Origin of the sequence: Paenochrobactrum sp. BZR 201-1 (assembly GCF_044987585.2) — a bacterium.
In the GTDB taxonomy this organism is placed as follows: Bacteria; Pseudomonadota; Alphaproteobacteria; order Rhizobiales; family Rhizobiaceae; genus Paenochrobactrum; species Paenochrobactrum pullorum.
This window is the reverse complement of record NZ_JBJDRZ020000029.1, coordinates 25,552-40,877: the sequence shown is the minus strand read 5'-3', so window position 1 is coordinate 40,877 and position 15,326 is coordinate 25,552. Positions and strand designations below refer to the sequence as shown.

Here is a 15,326-nt window from a genome sequence, read left to right as displayed (position 1 = left end):
CTTTTTAATAAACGGCATCAAAAAAATAGTGAGCAAACAATGACTTATGATCCTTCTAAAGATGGTGCGCAGATGGATTTTAGCCAGCGCATGTCCTATAGCGATTATCTGCATATAGACCAGATTTTATCTGCTCAGCATCCGCTCTCTGTGGCTCATGATGAGATGTTATTTATTATCCAGCATCAAACCACTGAGTTATGGATGAAACTTGCCCTTTATGAGGTTAATGGTGCGCGCCAGATGATCGCGCAGGATCGCACATCAGAAGCTTTGAAAATGCTCAGCCGTGTGGTTCGTATTTTCGAACAGCTTAATTCTGCATGGGATGTGCTGCGCACGATGACACCATCGGAATATACCCATTTTCGTGATGATCTGGGACAAAGTTCCGGCTTTCAATCATGGCAATATCGTTTGATTGAATATGCAGTCGGCAACCGCAATCTGGCAATGCTTAAACCGCATAAACATCGGCCTGATCTGTTGAAATTATTGGAAGCTGAACTGGCGCGTCCATCACTCTATGATGAAGTTTTGCGCCGTCTTTCCCGTATTGGTTTGAATGTGCCAACAGCCGTATTACAGCGTGATTTAAGACAGGTCTGGCAGTTTGACGAAGATGTTCTTAACGTTTGGGCTGAGGTCTATCGTGATCCGTCAAAATATTGGGAAGCCTATGAAGTTGCTGAGAAACTGGTCGATTTTGAAGATTATTTCCGCCGTTGGCGCTTTAACCATGTCACTACTGTTGAACGGGTAATCGGCTTTAAACGCGGAACGGGTGGTACGGCAGGGGTTACTTATTTGCGCCGTATGTTGGAAGTGGAATTATTCCCTGAGCTTTGGCGTGTCAGAACCGAGCTTTAATAACGCTGAGCGACCAGTTTTATAAAAGAGTAGACCAACCATGCAGCGCGATTGGAACGAAGAATTTGCAAATTCGGCTTATATTCCGGGCTCGGAAATTTTGCCTGAGCTTTGGGCAAATAATGCAGCCGATTATCGTGCTTCAATGCCTGTACAGCTTGATATTGCTTACGGTGATGCGCCGCGCAATCTCTTGGATTTGGTTTTTCCTGAGGGGACAAGCAAAGGGCTTGTCGTTTTTGTTCATGGCGGGTTTTGGACAGAATGTTCCAAATCCGATTGGACAGATTTGGCTGAAGGCATGCGTTTAAACGGCTGGACGGTCGCTATTCCGGGTTATACCCTTGCACCAAATGCTAAAATTTTTGAAATTGTTGGCGAAATTACCGCTGCTATCACGAAAGCGGCTGCATTGATTGCGGGGCCGATCAAACTTGTCGGTCATTCAGCTGGTGGTCATTTGGTAACACGGATGATCTGTCAGAATAGTTTGCTAGACAAGGCCATCTTAGCCCGTATTCAAAATGTAATGTCTATCAGTGGTGTGCATGATTTGCGCTTGTTGCAAAAGACAAGGCTGAATGAAAAATTACGGCTTGATGATGCTGAGGCAGAGTGCCAAAGCCCTGTATTGTTGCGACCTTTATCCACTATACCGGTGACATGCTGGGTGGGGGCAAACGAGCGTCCGGAATTTATACGTCAATCACGTTTACTTGCCATGATCTGGGACGGGATGGTGCCGATCAAATTGATCGAAGAGGTTGGACACAATCATTATTCGATTTTGGAGAATTTAAAAAAGCCAGCATCCGCTCTGGTGAGGGAATTGCTGGCTTCCGGTTAGTGCTCTTCTGTTTGTGTTTTGTAATTCGGCAACGAGAAAATCAGGTCGAATATATAGGTGAAAACGAAAGTATAGATCAGGAAAAACAGCAACAGAGCTGCCTCCATCTGAAATGCTTTCCAAAAGCTGACAGAATACCATGCCATGTAAATTGGAATAATGATGACAAAGAGGCCAAATTCAAAGCCCAACGCGTGACCGATACGTAAAATGAGGCTGCGTCCTTCACTTTTTCTGCTGACTTCCATTTTTTCAAACAGCCAGTTGTATGTATAGTTCCACGCAACAGCGATCAGCGAGATGACCGTGGCAATCGGTAGGGATCCTTGCGCGTCAGTACCACTCAACAACATCAGCAAGATGGTTGATGCAGCAATGGCAATAATTTCAAAAACAGCAACATAAAGGATGCGCCGTTTAACCGGCGATAGGACGAACATAGTCGGCTCCTGAGCTAGATAACTAACCTGTGAGCCGGCACGCCCCGGCACTCATAATCACGAAAAAGAAAAGGCAGATCGCGGTTTTCCATCTGCTTGAAAGTGAAATAAGCAACCTCATGTTTCAAGTCAAGGCTAGCGTAACAAGAAGCACGCTAAAGACTATTTCAAAATATAGCCTTCAGGCTCAAGGCGGGGCGGTATCGGTCTTTCACCTAATGCAAATAATAATTCGCGCTCAATTGTGCGGCGCATTGTATCTAATGGCAACGCATTCGGGTCATTGCCGAATGGGTCTTCCAATTGATGACCGAGAGCCTCAAGGCCGAAGAATGTATAAGCTACCAGCAAGACCGGCAACAATGTCCACCATGCCAGTGATCCGGCCAATGCAAAGGGTAATGTCACACAAAAGGTTAGTGCTGTGCGATGCAACAGCAATGAATAGGCGAAGGGAACAGGCGTTTGCATGATACGGTCACAACCGGCATGAACTGTTGAGAGCTTTGTCAGCTGTGTTTCAAGCACTGAATAATGGATTGCACTGATTTCCCCGGCCTCTGTGAGGTCGGTAAAATATGTCCCTATCTGATCCAGTACGTCATTGGTCAGATTGGGGCTTTCAGGATCCAATTTAATATCAAGCCAAGGTTTGATGGCAACATCAACCGGTGTTTTACGGGTATGCGCGGCAAGACCTGCTGCAAATGCGCAGAGTCTTCGATAAATAAACTCTTTATCTTGCCGCTCCAATTTTGATGTTTGGCGTGCCAGCGAACGACAGGCAATGATTAATTCGCCCCAAAGTTTACGTCCTTCCCACCAACGATCATAACAGGCATTGTTACGAAAGCTCATGAACACCGAAAGCGCAATACCAATGAGGGTGAAAGGAATGGCGCTGATCTGTTCAAAAATGCCCGGAAATTCTTTTGACGCCAAAACCGCGATAATACTCAAAATAGCAATAGCAATCAGATGATAGATAATGCGTGGTATGATAGAGCCGTTGATGGAAAAGAGTATATCTTTAAACGTTGGCTTTGAGCGGATGATCATCTAAAAATTCCAAGGCATGCCAGTTATGAAGTGCCGGAACCATATGCCCTGATCCTTGCAAGCTCAATATTGATTTATTTTAAATTTGCCTGATAAAGGATAAAAAAAACGCTTGATCGCCGGGGCGTATACATTATGAGGCCCGAAATTGCACTCCCAGAAACTGGCTTGCCTCTTCGGCAAGTTTAATCATGCCGGGCAAGGGATAATTGTCTTCAATCTGGTGCAAGTCTCGAATATGGCTGATTGCCGTTTCAATGTTTGGGAATTGATCACGGTGGCGCCAGAAAAGATAAACCGCAAGCACCGCCAAAGAACGTGAGCGACCGCCACGGCAATGCACCAGCACATTGCCATATTTATGCGCCGGATAATGCGCCTTGCCCGGACTTTCCTGATTTAAAATACCGTCAAGTGCAAAAACTGCAGCGAGTAAATGTGTGAGCGAATTGCCGTGACCATCAATCAAGCCCACTTGTGTGCGGCGGATATGGGTGCCATTGGCCAGTTGCAACGGTGCCAAATATACATTCACCGCCACATTCATGGTCGAGGTGATGTTTTCCTGTAAAAGCAGTGCCGCATCATTGGCGGTCACTTGATTGCCGATATAAAGCGTTGCATTCTGCGCGCCTGTGTTTTCAAAAACCGGCACGATCATGGAAAAACTATCTTCTTCCTTTTCGTTCATTCCTGCGGGGGGCAATAAGGTAACAGGCATTTTCAACTCATTTCATATGGGGGTATCAAGGCAAGGTTAGCTCTTGTTCACAGCATAGACGGTCGCCTAAAATTGTGAACAGTTTTTGTGCGTTTTTTGGTGGCACAAAAGCCGGTAAAACAAAGCGTGCACGAGTCTGATCGGCAAGGGCTAAAACATCACGTTGGCGCGGATGGACATTCCACGCAAACCATTGCGCGGTGCCGTTAGTCAACATGGTTTTGGCCGGTGTATTATCGGGCACATGGCCGGTAAAAATGAAATTTCCACCATCTCCAAATTCTGCCAGCAATTCAGCCGAATGGCCGCTTTCTGCATTGGCCTCGGTGGTGATGATAACATCATCGGCGCTGAAAGCTGTGCTATAATCCTGTTGCTGTAAAAGTGCTTTAAGAACCGGTTTTTGCGTTACATCATAAAGCGTTTCATTTTCCAGCAATTGCTCGATTTCAGCGTAAATGCTTTTGCCAAGACGCGGAATATGGCCGCGCGCTAAAAAGGCCAGCGCAATTTCAGGTCCGCGTCCATGGGATGGCACACAAAGCACGGCACCATCTTGCGATGCCTCATAAATTTTATCGAATTGATCTTCCAAAGCTTGATCGCGATCACCATAAGAGGCATCAGTCAGTAATGTGTCGGCAACGGGGGGCATATCAAAGGGGAGAAGATTGGATTCAACGCTCCAGTCACCGGTGTAAGTGATGCCGCCATAATCTGGAAAATGTATCCAGATGCCACCCGGTGAATGGCCGCAGCGTCCGGTTTGTGCCGTCAGTCCTTCAATCAGGCATTCGCCTTGATCCGGCAGGTAGTGCCGGTTAGCCTCCGCAACCGGCGCATCTTTTAAGAAACTCCATGTGGTGCGGGTGGCATAAACCGGCGGATTGCCGATTTGCGGGCGCAAATGAAGTGCATTGGCGTGATCCATATGGGCATGCGACAGTACGATACTATCAACATCACCAACATGGCTCAAATCTGGATAGATGCCCTGTTCAGGGCCTTCTCCGAGGTCGAGCATAATGCGTTTGCCGTGCATTTCCAGCACAAAACAGGCTGGCATTTTGCCGCCAAGGCCACTGACATTGATTAATTTTGCCATGGAAGCGCACCTTTTGGCAGTTTATGCGAGAAGAGAGAAATGAAAGCCATCAGCAGGAAGATGATCATGACGATCAGGCAGCCAACAGCTGCTGCCAAAGCAGACGAGCCACCTTCTTCCAAAAATACGATCATCGGGCCGATGGTGCGGGTTGAAGAAGAAACCAGCAGAATTGAGACCTGAATCTCATTGAGCGCACTCATGAAAACCAGAATGCCGCCAGCGACAAGGGCTGGTGCTACCAATGGCGCGATTATGGTGCGCATACGGGTAAGAAACCCAGCGCCAGCAACGCGTGCGGCCTCATCCATGGAGCGATCGACTTGCGCAAAACCACTTAATGCTGGGCGCAAGCAAAGCGCCAAAAAGTTGGAAATATAGGCGACGAAAATAATCCAGACCGAACCGTAGATACTGATATTGAGGATCGGGATAGGTTTGAGGAAAAACAAGATCATCGCCACTCCCAGAATAATGCCAGGCAGTGCATAGGTCAGTTCGCTGGCTACCTGCAAAATCCGTGACAGCAAACCTTTTTGCCAACTGAGGAAGTATGCCAAAAACAGCGACAGCACCATGATGACGGCTGAAGAGGCGAGTGTCAGGTTGAAGCTGGTGATGAAAGCATTGCGAATGGCTTCTTGCGCGAAAAGCGCCTGACGATAATTTTCAAAAGTGAGATTGTTGAAGTTCAATTCCTGCCCCACACCGCGCACCAAGGATGAAGCGATGAGTGCGGAAATCGGCAAGACCAACGTGATAAGGTGAAAGCCCCATGCGGTGATTTCAACCGGATATTTCCATTTGCCCAAATCCCAGACCATGTTTTGACCGAGACCGGAAACACGCACATCACTGCGATTGGCAAGCCAGCTGTTTAAGATCAGGCAAAGACTGGCAATAATGGTGAGGAAAAGCGCAATCACTGCCATTTCCGACAGGGCTGTCGGGCCATAACTGTTTAATCTTTGATAGATGATGGTAATCAGGGTTGGAAATCTGGCCGGAATGCCGAGCATCGCCTGAATGCCAAAATTGCCGATGGCCGAAACAAAGGCCAGAGCTGCACCTGCCAGCAAACCGGTGCGTGATAATGGCAATACAACGCTGAGCATAGTCACCCAAGGTTTAGCGCCAGATGCGCGTGCAGCTTCCATCAGATCAGCTGGAATACGGCGCAATGTGGCGCGTAATGTCAAATATACCAGTGGCGCATTATATAGACCCAGCAGAATAATAATGCCGGTGGACGAATAAAGCGGATGTTTGGTGCCACCGCTCAATGTAAACGGCAGATAAGACAAAAGCGGGCTGGTGGGCGAAAGTGCCTGCACCCAAGCCAATGCCGTCACCTGAGGCGGGATCATCAAAGGTAGTACAAAGGCAAAAATCCACGCCTGTTTCCATCGCATCTTGGTGAAAATCGTCAAAAAACCAGCGGCTGAGCCGATGAGGAGCGCCAAAAGGGTGGAGAAAACCGAAATATAAAGCGTGTTGAGTGTGGCGGTGAAAATTTGTTTCTTCGCCAAAACACTATAGACCCAGCTCAAGCTGAATTGACCTTCCGGCATTAGAGCCGTCATTGCAAGACGGGCAACCGGTGCGATGGAAAGGCTCGCAATCAGCAGGGTCAACAGAGCGAGAATAACCCACTCGGTTTTAAAAGAGAGCGTCGCAAAGCGACGCTCCAAGTTTGAAGATATGTATTTCACGTAACTGCTTATCCGCCGAAGATTTCAGTGAAAGTTTCACGGGTCTGTTTGTCGGAAGCGACTGCTTCATCGCTATCCATTGGCAGGAGTTTGATGTCTTCCAGACGTGGGAAGCCTTCCGGTGACGGCAAGGATTTATCGATCGACATGTTACCCTGCTTGATCACCAGTTCCTGACCCTGTTTGGACAGCACGAAGTCAACAAACTTCTTGGCAGCATCGGCGTTTTTGGTGTTTTTCATGATCGCAACCGGTTCGGTGATGAAGCTCACACCTTCTGTCGGGAAAATGATGTCGAGCGGCGAGCCGCTTGCCTTGGCACGGATAACATCAGCATCGGCGATGATGCCGTATTTTGCCATGCCGTTGGCAACAGCCTTCAATGCCGGGCCATTGCCGCCTTCAGGGTGAATGTCGAGCTTGGCAAGACCTTTGTAGAAATCCCAGCCGATCGTGTCGACATTTTTAACCGAATGCAGATGGTTGAGTGCAGCACCCGAATAAAGCGGGCTTGGGACTGCAATCTGACCGGTGTTCTTTTCATTAAGCAGCTGGTTCCAAGAGGTCACAGCTTCGGCATTTTTGGTGTTGTAGGCAATCGCAGTGGTGATCACCTTGGTGCCGAAAAAGGTCATATCTTTGTCATAGGTTGCTTTGTCAAAATCACCGACAGGTGCTTCAGGATAAGCAAGCAGACGGTCGTCTTTTTTCAAAGCACCGAGATTGATGGTGTCAGCTACAAGCAGCAGATCCGGTTTGATCGCGCCTGCTTCAATTTCAGCCTGCAAAATGTTCATCAATTGGCTGGTGCCGTTGCGCATCCACTCCACTTTGATGTCAGGATATTGAGCCTGAAACGCATCAACGGTCGCTTGAGCAATTTCAGGAGATTGCGATGTGTAAAGCTGCAATGTGGTTGCATTGGCAGCCGTTGAGAGAAGAAGCGCGGCAGTAAGAGCAGTTATAAGACGCATGAGATAAGCCTTTTTGACTGTGGGGTTTATGCTTGGGAGACGGGTATAAGCCAGGCATCATCGATCAGGAGCGAGATGGTCTGGCCTGTTTCAAGATCGGTTAGCTGATCGACATGGAAAGCAAGCTTGACGCCGGGGAAGCGGATGGCTTCTGCTTCCATGCGGTAATGGCTGCCGCGAAACACTTTGCGGGTGATTTTTACACGGATATGGCCTTGGTTTTCCGGTGCTGGTTTGAGGTTTTCCGGGTGCATGGCAATTACGCCGGATGAGCGTGGCTGTTCATTTTTGTGACAGCGCACTTCAACATCAAAACCTTCGATTTTGACGATTGCTTTGCCATTGTTGACGGCGCTGACATGACCGGTATTGAGCGTAAAACCATCGCCGATAAATTCGGCAACCATCGTGTTGCGCGGCTCATTATAAAGTTCATACGGCGTCGAAAACTGCATGATTGTGCCCTTATTCATCACCGCGACACGGTCGGCGAGTGCCATAGCTTCAGCCTGATCATGGGTGATGTAAAATAACGAGGCGCCTGTGGAGCGATGGAATTTGGAGAATTCATCTTCCATTGCAGAGCGCAAATTCACGTCCAGATTGGCGAGCGGCTCATCCAGCAAAACAAGATTATTGCCTTGAGCCAAGCAACGCGCAAGCGCTACGCGCTGACGTTGACCGCCGGAAAGATCGGCCGGCTTGCGATGGGCAAAGGCAAGCATCTCAACTGTTTTGAGTGCTGTATTGACGCGCTGCGTGCGTTCAACCGCCGGGGTCTTACGCACTTTCAGACTGTAGCCGACGTTTTCAGCAACATTCATATGGGGCCAGAGCGCGTAATTTTGAAAGACGATGCCGAGATTGCGATCTTCAGGGGGAACGAATTTTTTGTCCGAGGTGACAGCCTTGCCATCAATATGAATAGTGCCGCTGTCCGGCTGTTCAAAACCCGCAATCATGCGTAATAAAGTTGTTTTACCGCAGCCGGAAGGTCCAAGCACGGCAACAAACTCGCCGTCACCAATGGCCAGACAAATATTGGAAAGAACCGAAGCACCACCATAGGACTTGTTTAGGTTCTGGATTACGATTTCGGACATTCAGCTTGTCATTTCACTTGCATCAAAACATCAAGTCTGCACTCGTGTGCGACAGCGCTTTAATCGCGCATATTTATGACAGGCAGATAACGATGACTGTGAATGGAAAGAAATTTTAAATTTTGGTGGCAATAAAGATAAAAAAGAATGCTAAAAAGACAGATGGAACTTATGAATTGTGGGTAAGGAGATGAGCAATAAGATATTGATTTGGTTGCGTAATGATTTGCGTCTCAATGATAATCCGGCACTTGCTTCGGCAATAGCCTCTAAGGCCGATATCACCGCCATATTTATTCATGAAATGGATGGTGGCTCACGAAAACTAGGCGCTGCATCACGTTGGTGGCTTGAAAACAGCTTACAAAAGCTGGAAATTGCACTGAACGCTGCTCAGATTCCTTTGATTGTTGAGGAGGGTAATGCAGCAGATATTTTAAATTTGCTGGTCATAAAGCAAGGTTTTGACAGAGTTTATTGGAACCGACGCTATTTACCCTATGAGCGCGATTATGATGCGCGTGTAAAATTAGATTTGCACAAGGTTGGTATTGTGGCCACATCTTTTCAAGGCAATTTATTATTGGAGCCTTGGCAGGTTAGGTCTGTGGACGAAAGCCCTTATAAAGTTTTTGGCGCTTATGAGCGCGCGGTGCGAAAAATACTCGGCACAACAGGCTTTCCTGAAACGGAGAGCGGAATTAATGTTTCTCCTTCATCATTGACCAATCAAAGTAGAAGTAAAGATTTTTGGGGGCAGAAATTTGAATCTCTATGGGAGATTGGCGAAAGTGCCGCCCAGCAAAAACTGGATGATTTTTTAAACGACAGTCTTCAAGCTTATAAGCAGGATCGTGACCGTCCGGACAAGCAAGGCACGTCGCTTTTATCACCGCATTTGCGTTTTGGCGAAATCAGCTCGCGCCAGATTTGGCAAAAGGCAGCCTTTATCAGCGATATGAATGATGCCTTGGCGGAAGGCGCGCAGAAGCTGATGTCGGAATTGTTGTGGCGTGATTTTCATTATTACCAGGCATTTTATTTGCCCGATATCGCACGCTTTGACATGCGCGATACATTGCAAAATTTGCATTGGAAAAATGATGATGCACAAATCCAACGATGGCAAAAGGGGCAAACGGGCATTCCGATGATCGATGCTGGTATGCGTGAATTATGGGCGAGCGGCTATATGCATAATCGTGTGCGTATGTTGGTGGCATCTTTCCTGACCAAAAATCTGATGGTGGATTGGCGCATCGGTGAAGAATGGTTTTGGGACACATTGATTGATGCCGACACTGCCAGCAATCCGGGCAATTGGCAGTGGGTGGCTGGATGCGGCTTTGATGCAGCGCCTTATTTCCGAGTGTTCAATCCGGTTTTACAAGGCCAGCGCTTTGATGTGCAAGGGGATTATGTGCGCCAATGGGTGCCGGAATTAGCAGCAATGCCTGATCGCTGGATTCATCAGCCATCAGATGCGCCGCAAGTGGTTTTATCTGACGCGGGGGTGGTTTTAGGGCAAACCTATCCGCAGGCCATGGTCAATCTGAAAGCAACACAAGCGGCCTTCAAACAAGCGATGAAGAAAGATTTGGATCAGCCGGATTTATTTTAATCCGGCTGATCCAATTTCATTAATTGCCGACAAATTCAAACTTGTCGACATCGACCAATCCCATATCGGTGATTTTCAGATGCGGGATAACCGGAAGAGCGATAAAGGCCAGTTGCAGGAAGGGTTCATCCAGTTGTGAGCCAATATCAAAAGCGGCCTGACGCAGTTTGCGCAAATCTTCACGCACCACTTCATGCGGCTCCAGGCTCATCAAGCCTGCCACAGGAAGCGGAATCTCTGCCAGCACGCGACCATCACGGATGACAACAAAGCCGCCTTCAATTTCACCAAGTCGATTAACGGCGGCAGCAATATCTTCATCATTGGTGCCGACCACGCAAATATTATGGCTATCATGGCTGACGGTTGAAGCAATGGCACCAGTTTTGAGGCCAAAACCATTGATGAAACCTGTGGCGATATTGCCATTTTTGCCGTGGCGTTCCACCACTGCGATTTTCAAAACGTCACGCGCCAAATTCGGCTCGACGCCATGAGGCCCGACATTCAGGTCATATTCTATGCTCTTTGTGATAATTTTGCCCGGAATAATACCGATGGCACGGGTTTTGCCGCTATTGGATGAAGAGCGGAAATCGGCAGGCTTGACCACAGGGGCACGCACACTGTTGCGGCCAACCGGCTCGATCTTTTTGCGTTTGGCGAAGCCTTCTTCGCTGACCACTTCACCGCCTGCCAGCACCATTTGGGCGTGGCAGCCCTCCAATGAATCCAGCACTACCAGATCGGCACGCAAACCCGGCGCGACGAGGCCGCGATCATGCAGGCGGAAGGCGCGCGCGGCAGAAATACTGGCAGCACGATAAATCGCCAAGGGTTCAACACCGCCCTTAATTGCAGTGCGGATGATGTGGTCGAGATGGCCATGATCGGCAATGTCGAGCGGGTTGCGGTCATCGGTGCAAATAGCGATGAAAGGCGAATTGCGCTCGGTAATGAGCGGCATCAAGGCTTGCAGATCACGCGAAACCGAGCCTTCACGCACCAGCACATGCATGCCTTTTCGCAGTTTTTCGAGCGCTTCTTCGTAAGATGTAGCTTCATGCTCGGTGCGGATGCCAGCAGCAATATAGCCGTTTAAATCTTTGCCCAATAAGAGTGGCGCGTGACCGTCAATATGGCGCCCCTGAAAGGCGGTGAGCTTTGCCATACATTCCGGGTCTTTGTTCAAAACACCTGGAAAATTCATGAATTCTGCAAGGCCGATGACCTTTTCATGGTCGGCCAATGGCAGAAGATCATCGACAAGAAGTTCAGCGCCTGCCGTTTCCATATGGGTGGATGGCACGCAGCTTGAAAGCTGCACACGGATATCCATCAAGGTTTCGGCAACGCTGTCGAGAAAATATTGAATACCTTCGAGCCCCAGTACATTAGCGATTTCATGCGGATCGCAAATGGCGGTGGTCACACCGCGCGGCAGCACGCAACGATCAAATTCATGCGGCGTAATGAGGGAGGATTCAATATGCAAATGGGTGTCGATAAAGCCGGGCACCACAATGCGGCCGCTAATATCAATTTCGCGTTTGCCGCTATAGGTGCCGTAAGTGCCGACAATACGATCACCACAAATAGCAATGTCGCTTTCGACAATTTCACCGGTTACAAGATTGAAGAACTTGCCGCCCTTCAGTACCAAGTCGGCTTGTTCACGACCGGCACCCTGATCAATTATTTTTTCCAGCATCTTGTTACCTCATAGCCTTTATGCGCATGGCTTTAGGGGGTAACGCTAACACACAAATCTGGCAAGTAGGCAGATGTTTTAAAGTTCTTCAAAAATCTGTTCGAGTGTCATGCTGATCGCTAGTAATTTATGATCGTGACCGTTGCGGGCAAACGCCATAAAACCTGCGGGTTTTGGCGCTTTTATCATTGGCAATGTGATCGCGCAGAGATCAAATTGATTGGCAATTTGGTTGTTGCGCAACAACAATGCTTCCACACGATTATATTCATCACGGTTATGGATAAGATCAGCAATAGGGGCTGCAAAGATCGGACATGTTGGCGTGACCATCAGGTCATAATTGCTCAAACGCGCATCCATCAGGCGCGCGAGTTGCTGGCGTTCAAAGAGTTGCTGCTGGTAAGTCTCGTTAGAAATCAGGCTGCGCTTGCGTAATGTGCGCGCCAAATCTTGGCCGACAGGCGCATTATCATCTTGCAACCAGTCACGATGAACATGACTGGCCTCAATACCGGCAATCGAACCAATGCGGGTGATATGTGCCATATCATCGATGAGATCATCAATGTTGAATGATATTATGTGTGCGCCATGCTGTTTCAGTAAGTCTAAAACATTGTGGAAGCGCGCCAGAATATCTGGTTCAGTCAGTGCCAGCAGGTGCCCGTCGGGAACCGCGACGCGCAAGTTTTTTAATGAATGTGCTTGTGACAAAGGTGGCGCATCATCCGCCATGATCGCATCAGTTATAATGCAGTCCGTAACATTTTTTGTCAAAGGACCGATGGAATCCAATGTCGGTGCTAAAGGAAAAACACCCTCATGTGGTATCCAGCTAGCGGTGGGTTTAAAGCCGACAAGACCATTGAGCGCGGCCGGTATGCGGATGCTGCCGCCGGTGTCCGAGCCGATTGCAATTTCGCTGGTGCCTTCTGCAACCGATACGGCTGCGCCTGAGGACGAGCCACCGGGAATGGCACCTTTGATAATGGCATTTTCCGGCACACCATAATGCGGATTAAAACCGACAGCAGTGAAGGCGAATTCTGTCATATGGGTTTTGCCGATGATAATGGCACCGGCTTGACGCAAGCGTTCTACAATCACCGCATCTTTTCGGGCAGGGGCACTGGTTTTGCGAATGAGCGAACCTGCAAGGGTTGGTTCACCTTTGACATCAAACAGGTCTTTGACCGAGATAATACGGCCATCAAGCGGGCTTAAACTTTGGCCATTGCGATGACGCTCATCTGCCTCGTTAGCTGCTGCTAATGCAGTTTCAGCATAGATGCGGCTAAAGACACGCTCGCAATCGCGTCTTTGTTCCAGCTTGTGCAAAATTTCTTCTAGTTTATGCGTAATATTTTGCTCAACCATAGCTTACACAATTGTATGGTCGTCGGTATGCGGCTTCAATGGCATATCATCATGCAATGATACTGTTTGTCGCTCGATCATGCGATGCACGAAAGGTGGTTTTTCACCGCGATGGAGAGCTTTCAAGCGTGTCCATATTTCGGCATCGGCTTGCGTCCGGCGTTGGTTGTGGCGAACATATTCAACCCATGTGGGCACATGGTAGCTTTCGGTCCATGTTTCCGGCTGTTCCAGATCTCGCAATAATGCCCATTGTTGCGCACCATCGCGGATGCGCACACGGCGACGATCTGCCATTAAACTCAAAAACTGGTTTACGTCATCCTGATCGATTTTATAATCAATCATTATCATGATCGGGCCGCTGCGCGAGCGAATATCAAGCTTCAACTCAGGTTCGTTGAAACGATTGACCGGATCAAGGTTGAGCGCATCAAACTCAGGTAATTTGAACATCAGGCCGATAGCCGCGCCGCCGATGAGCACAATACCGGCAACGATAAGTGACAAATCGACACCTTGCGATTCAGCAATAGAACCCCAAACCCAGCTGCCAGTCGCCATGCCTCCGAAAGTTGCAGTTTGATATAATGCCAGTGCACGGCCAACGACCCAACGCGGCGTGGAAAGCTGCACAGTGACATTGAAAAGCGAGAGTGCCAGCACCCAAGCGACACCTGCAGGCAGCAATAACAACCAGCTGAGCCAAAATTGGGTGCTTAACCCTAAAAAGATACAACTTCCCGCGAACATCAAAAAAGCAAGGCGCACGATCCATTCATTGCTCATGACTTCGCGCAAACGTGCACTCAGCATTGCGCCGCCAATAGCACCCAGACCAAAAGCTCCGAGCATCATACCATAGGTGAGCGCATTACCTGCTACCAGATCACGCGCAACAATTGGCAAAAGTGCAAGAATGGCAATGCCGGAAAAGCCGAACAAAAAGCCGCGAAACATGACCTTCAAAAGGTTGGGCGACATCGATACATAGCGAAGACCGGCGGCAATAGCGCGACCAAAAGATTCGCGTGGTAACGTGTTTTGCGATTTTGGCGGCTGCCATTTAAACAGCGCAACCAGCAATGCGATATAGCTGAAGGCATTGAAAATGAATGCCATTGCAGCACCCGCAGCTGCAACAATCAAACCACCAATGGCAGGCCCCACGCTGCGCATCAGATTGAAACCCATGCTGTTGAGCGCAACTGCGGCAGGTAGATCTTCTCGCGGGACAATATCTCCCATGGAAGCTTGCCATGACGGGTTGTGCAGCGCACCGCCGCAGCCGATTAGAAAGGTAAAGCTTAACAATAGCCAAGGTGTGAGAAGGTTGAAATAAGCAAAAATAGCCAGTGCAAGCGATACCAGCAGCATCAAGGATTGTGCGGTGAGCATAATGCGGCGGCGGTCGTAATTGTCGGCCAGCGCGCCGGCTGCAAGAGAAAACACCATGACCGGCAATGTAGTGGAGGCTTGTACCAATGCAACCATATCCTGGGAAGTTGCAATGGTTGTCATCATCCAACCGGCACCGACTGCCTGAATAAGTCCGCCAAGATTGGAAACCAGCGTTGCAGACCAAAGGGCCCGAAAGGTTTTATGCTGGAACGGAGCAAGGGGCGAAGCTCTTTGCGGCACGGCTGGTGCCTCCTCTTTCATGCGCGGTTTTATAAGGAATAGGTGAGTTTGCGACAAGCGGCAAGCGGCTAACGGTAATATGTTTGAAGACTGTTTTAAAAGGTCGGCAATATGGTTTATTTTTAGTTAAATTATAAGAGTT

At 48.7% G+C, this 15,326-nt stretch carries 13 protein-coding genes; 3 read left to right on the top strand and 10 right to left on the bottom strand.

The window, feature by feature from the left end:
* Positions 1-39: 39 nt before the first annotated feature.
* Positions 40-870: a tryptophan 2,3-dioxygenase gene (kynA, locus tag ACI0FR_RS14805; protein WP_374833836.1), complete on the top strand. Its 831-nt coding sequence runs from the start codon at positions 40-42 to the stop codon at positions 868-870.
* A 40-nt stretch (positions 871-910) separates the two neighbouring features.
* Complete coding sequence (locus tag ACI0FR_RS14800) at positions 911-1,717, top strand: alpha/beta hydrolase (RefSeq protein WP_404908249.1); 807 nt, start codon at positions 911-913, stop codon at positions 1,715-1,717.
* Here ACI0FR_RS14800 and ACI0FR_RS14795 read toward each other — a convergent pair.
* From ACI0FR_RS14795 to ACI0FR_RS14765, 7 genes are all read right to left on the bottom strand, one after another.
* Positions 1,714-2,157, bottom strand: a complete 444-nt coding sequence (locus ACI0FR_RS14795; RefSeq protein WP_374833832.1) for a PACE efflux transporter — start codon at positions 2,155-2,157, stop codon at positions 1,714-1,716. The genes ACI0FR_RS14800 and ACI0FR_RS14795 overlap by 4 nt on opposite strands.
* A gap of 162 nt (positions 2,158-2,319) precedes the next feature.
* Positions 2,320-3,216: a bestrophin family protein gene (locus ACI0FR_RS14790; protein WP_374833830.1), complete on the bottom strand. Its 897-nt coding sequence runs from the start codon at positions 3,214-3,216 to the stop codon at positions 2,320-2,322.
* 133 nt (positions 3,217-3,349) lie between these two features.
* Positions 3,350-3,937 carry a dual specificity protein phosphatase family protein gene (locus tag ACI0FR_RS14785; protein ID WP_404909799.1) on the bottom strand — a complete coding sequence of 196 codons (588 nt, stop codon included), beginning with the start codon at positions 3,935-3,937 and terminating at the stop codon, positions 3,350-3,352.
* Positions 3,938-3,962: 25 nt separating this feature from the next.
* Positions 3,963-5,042: an MBL fold metallo-hydrolase gene (locus ACI0FR_RS14780; protein ID WP_404908241.1), complete on the bottom strand. Its 1,080-nt coding sequence runs from the start codon at positions 5,040-5,042 to the stop codon at positions 3,963-3,965.
* Entirely contained in the window at positions 5,030-6,754 is a 1,725-nt protein-coding gene (locus ACI0FR_RS14775) for an ABC transporter permease (RefSeq protein ID WP_404908238.1), read from the bottom strand. The genes ACI0FR_RS14780 and ACI0FR_RS14775 overlap by 13 nt, the downstream gene beginning before the upstream one ends.
* A gap of 8 nt (positions 6,755-6,762) precedes the next feature.
* Positions 6,763-7,728, bottom strand: a complete 966-nt coding sequence (locus ACI0FR_RS14770) for an ABC transporter substrate-binding protein (protein ID WP_374833822.1) — start codon at positions 7,726-7,728, stop codon at positions 6,763-6,765.
* Between the two features lie 26 nt (positions 7,729-7,754).
* Positions 7,755-8,831 (bottom strand): ABC transporter ATP-binding protein, encoded by a 1,077-nt coding sequence (locus ACI0FR_RS14765; protein ID WP_374833820.1) that lies wholly within the window; start codon positions 8,829-8,831, stop codon positions 7,755-7,757.
* Between the two features lie 190 nt (positions 8,832-9,021).
* On the opposite strand from ACI0FR_RS14765, the gene ACI0FR_RS14760 reads away from it, so the two are divergent.
* Positions 9,022-10,452, top strand: coding sequence for a cryptochrome/photolyase family protein (locus ACI0FR_RS14760; RefSeq protein ID WP_404908233.1), 1,431 nt, complete (start codon positions 9,022-9,024; stop codon positions 10,450-10,452).
* Positions 10,453-10,471: 19 nt separating this feature from the next.
* Here the strand turns inward: ACI0FR_RS14760 and ade are convergent, their stop codons facing one another.
* The 3 genes from ade to ACI0FR_RS14745 form a co-directional block, all read right to left on the bottom strand.
* Positions 10,472-12,163 (bottom strand): adenine deaminase, encoded by a 1,692-nt coding sequence (ade, locus tag ACI0FR_RS14755; protein WP_404908230.1) that lies wholly within the window; start codon positions 12,161-12,163, stop codon positions 10,472-10,474.
* A gap of 78 nt (positions 12,164-12,241) precedes the next feature.
* Entirely contained in the window at positions 12,242-13,543 is a 1,302-nt protein-coding gene (locus ACI0FR_RS14750) for an amidase (protein WP_404908228.1), read from the bottom strand.
* Between the two features lie 3 nt (positions 13,544-13,546).
* Positions 13,547-15,184: an MFS transporter gene (locus ACI0FR_RS14745; RefSeq protein ID WP_404908307.1), complete on the bottom strand. Its 1,638-nt coding sequence runs from the start codon at positions 15,182-15,184 to the stop codon at positions 13,547-13,549.
* Positions 15,185-15,326: the final 142 nt, after the last annotated feature.

Bases quoted from the DNA above. Each gene is read 5' to 3' on its own strand.
- kynA (WP_374833836.1), top strand. From the start codon at position 40: ATGACTTATGATCCTTCTAAAGATGGTGCGCAGATGGATTTTAGCCAG.
- ACI0FR_RS14800 (WP_404908249.1), top strand. From the start codon at position 911: ATGCAGCGCGATTGGAACGAAGAATTTGCAAATTCGGCTTATATTCCG.
- ACI0FR_RS14795 (WP_374833832.1), bottom strand. From the start codon at position 2,157: ATGTTCGTCCTATCGCCGGTTAAACGGCGCATCCTTTATGTTGCTGTT.
- ACI0FR_RS14790 (WP_374833830.1), bottom strand. From the start codon at position 3,216: ATGATCATCCGCTCAAAGCCAACGTTTAAAGATATACTCTTTTCCATC.
- ACI0FR_RS14785 (WP_404909799.1), bottom strand. From the start codon at position 3,937: ATGCCTGTTACCTTATTGCCCCCCGCAGGAATGAACGAAAAGGAAGAA.
- ACI0FR_RS14780 (WP_404908241.1), bottom strand. From the start codon at position 5,042: ATGGCAAAATTAATCAATGTCAGTGGCCTTGGCGGCAAAATGCCAGCC.
- ACI0FR_RS14770 (WP_374833822.1), bottom strand. From the start codon at position 7,728: ATGCGTCTTATAACTGCTCTTACTGCCGCGCTTCTTCTCTCAACGGCT.
- ACI0FR_RS14765 (WP_374833820.1), bottom strand. From the start codon at position 8,831: ATGTCCGAAATCGTAATCCAGAACCTAAACAAGTCCTATGGTGGTGCT.
- ACI0FR_RS14760 (WP_404908233.1), top strand. From the start codon at position 9,022: ATGAGCAATAAGATATTGATTTGGTTGCGTAATGATTTGCGTCTCAAT.
- ade (WP_404908230.1), bottom strand. From the start codon at position 12,163: ATGCTGGAAAAAATAATTGATCAGGGTGCCGGTCGTGAACAAGCCGAC.
- ACI0FR_RS14750 (WP_404908228.1), bottom strand. From the start codon at position 13,543: ATGGTTGAGCAAAATATTACGCATAAACTAGAAGAAATTTTGCACAAG.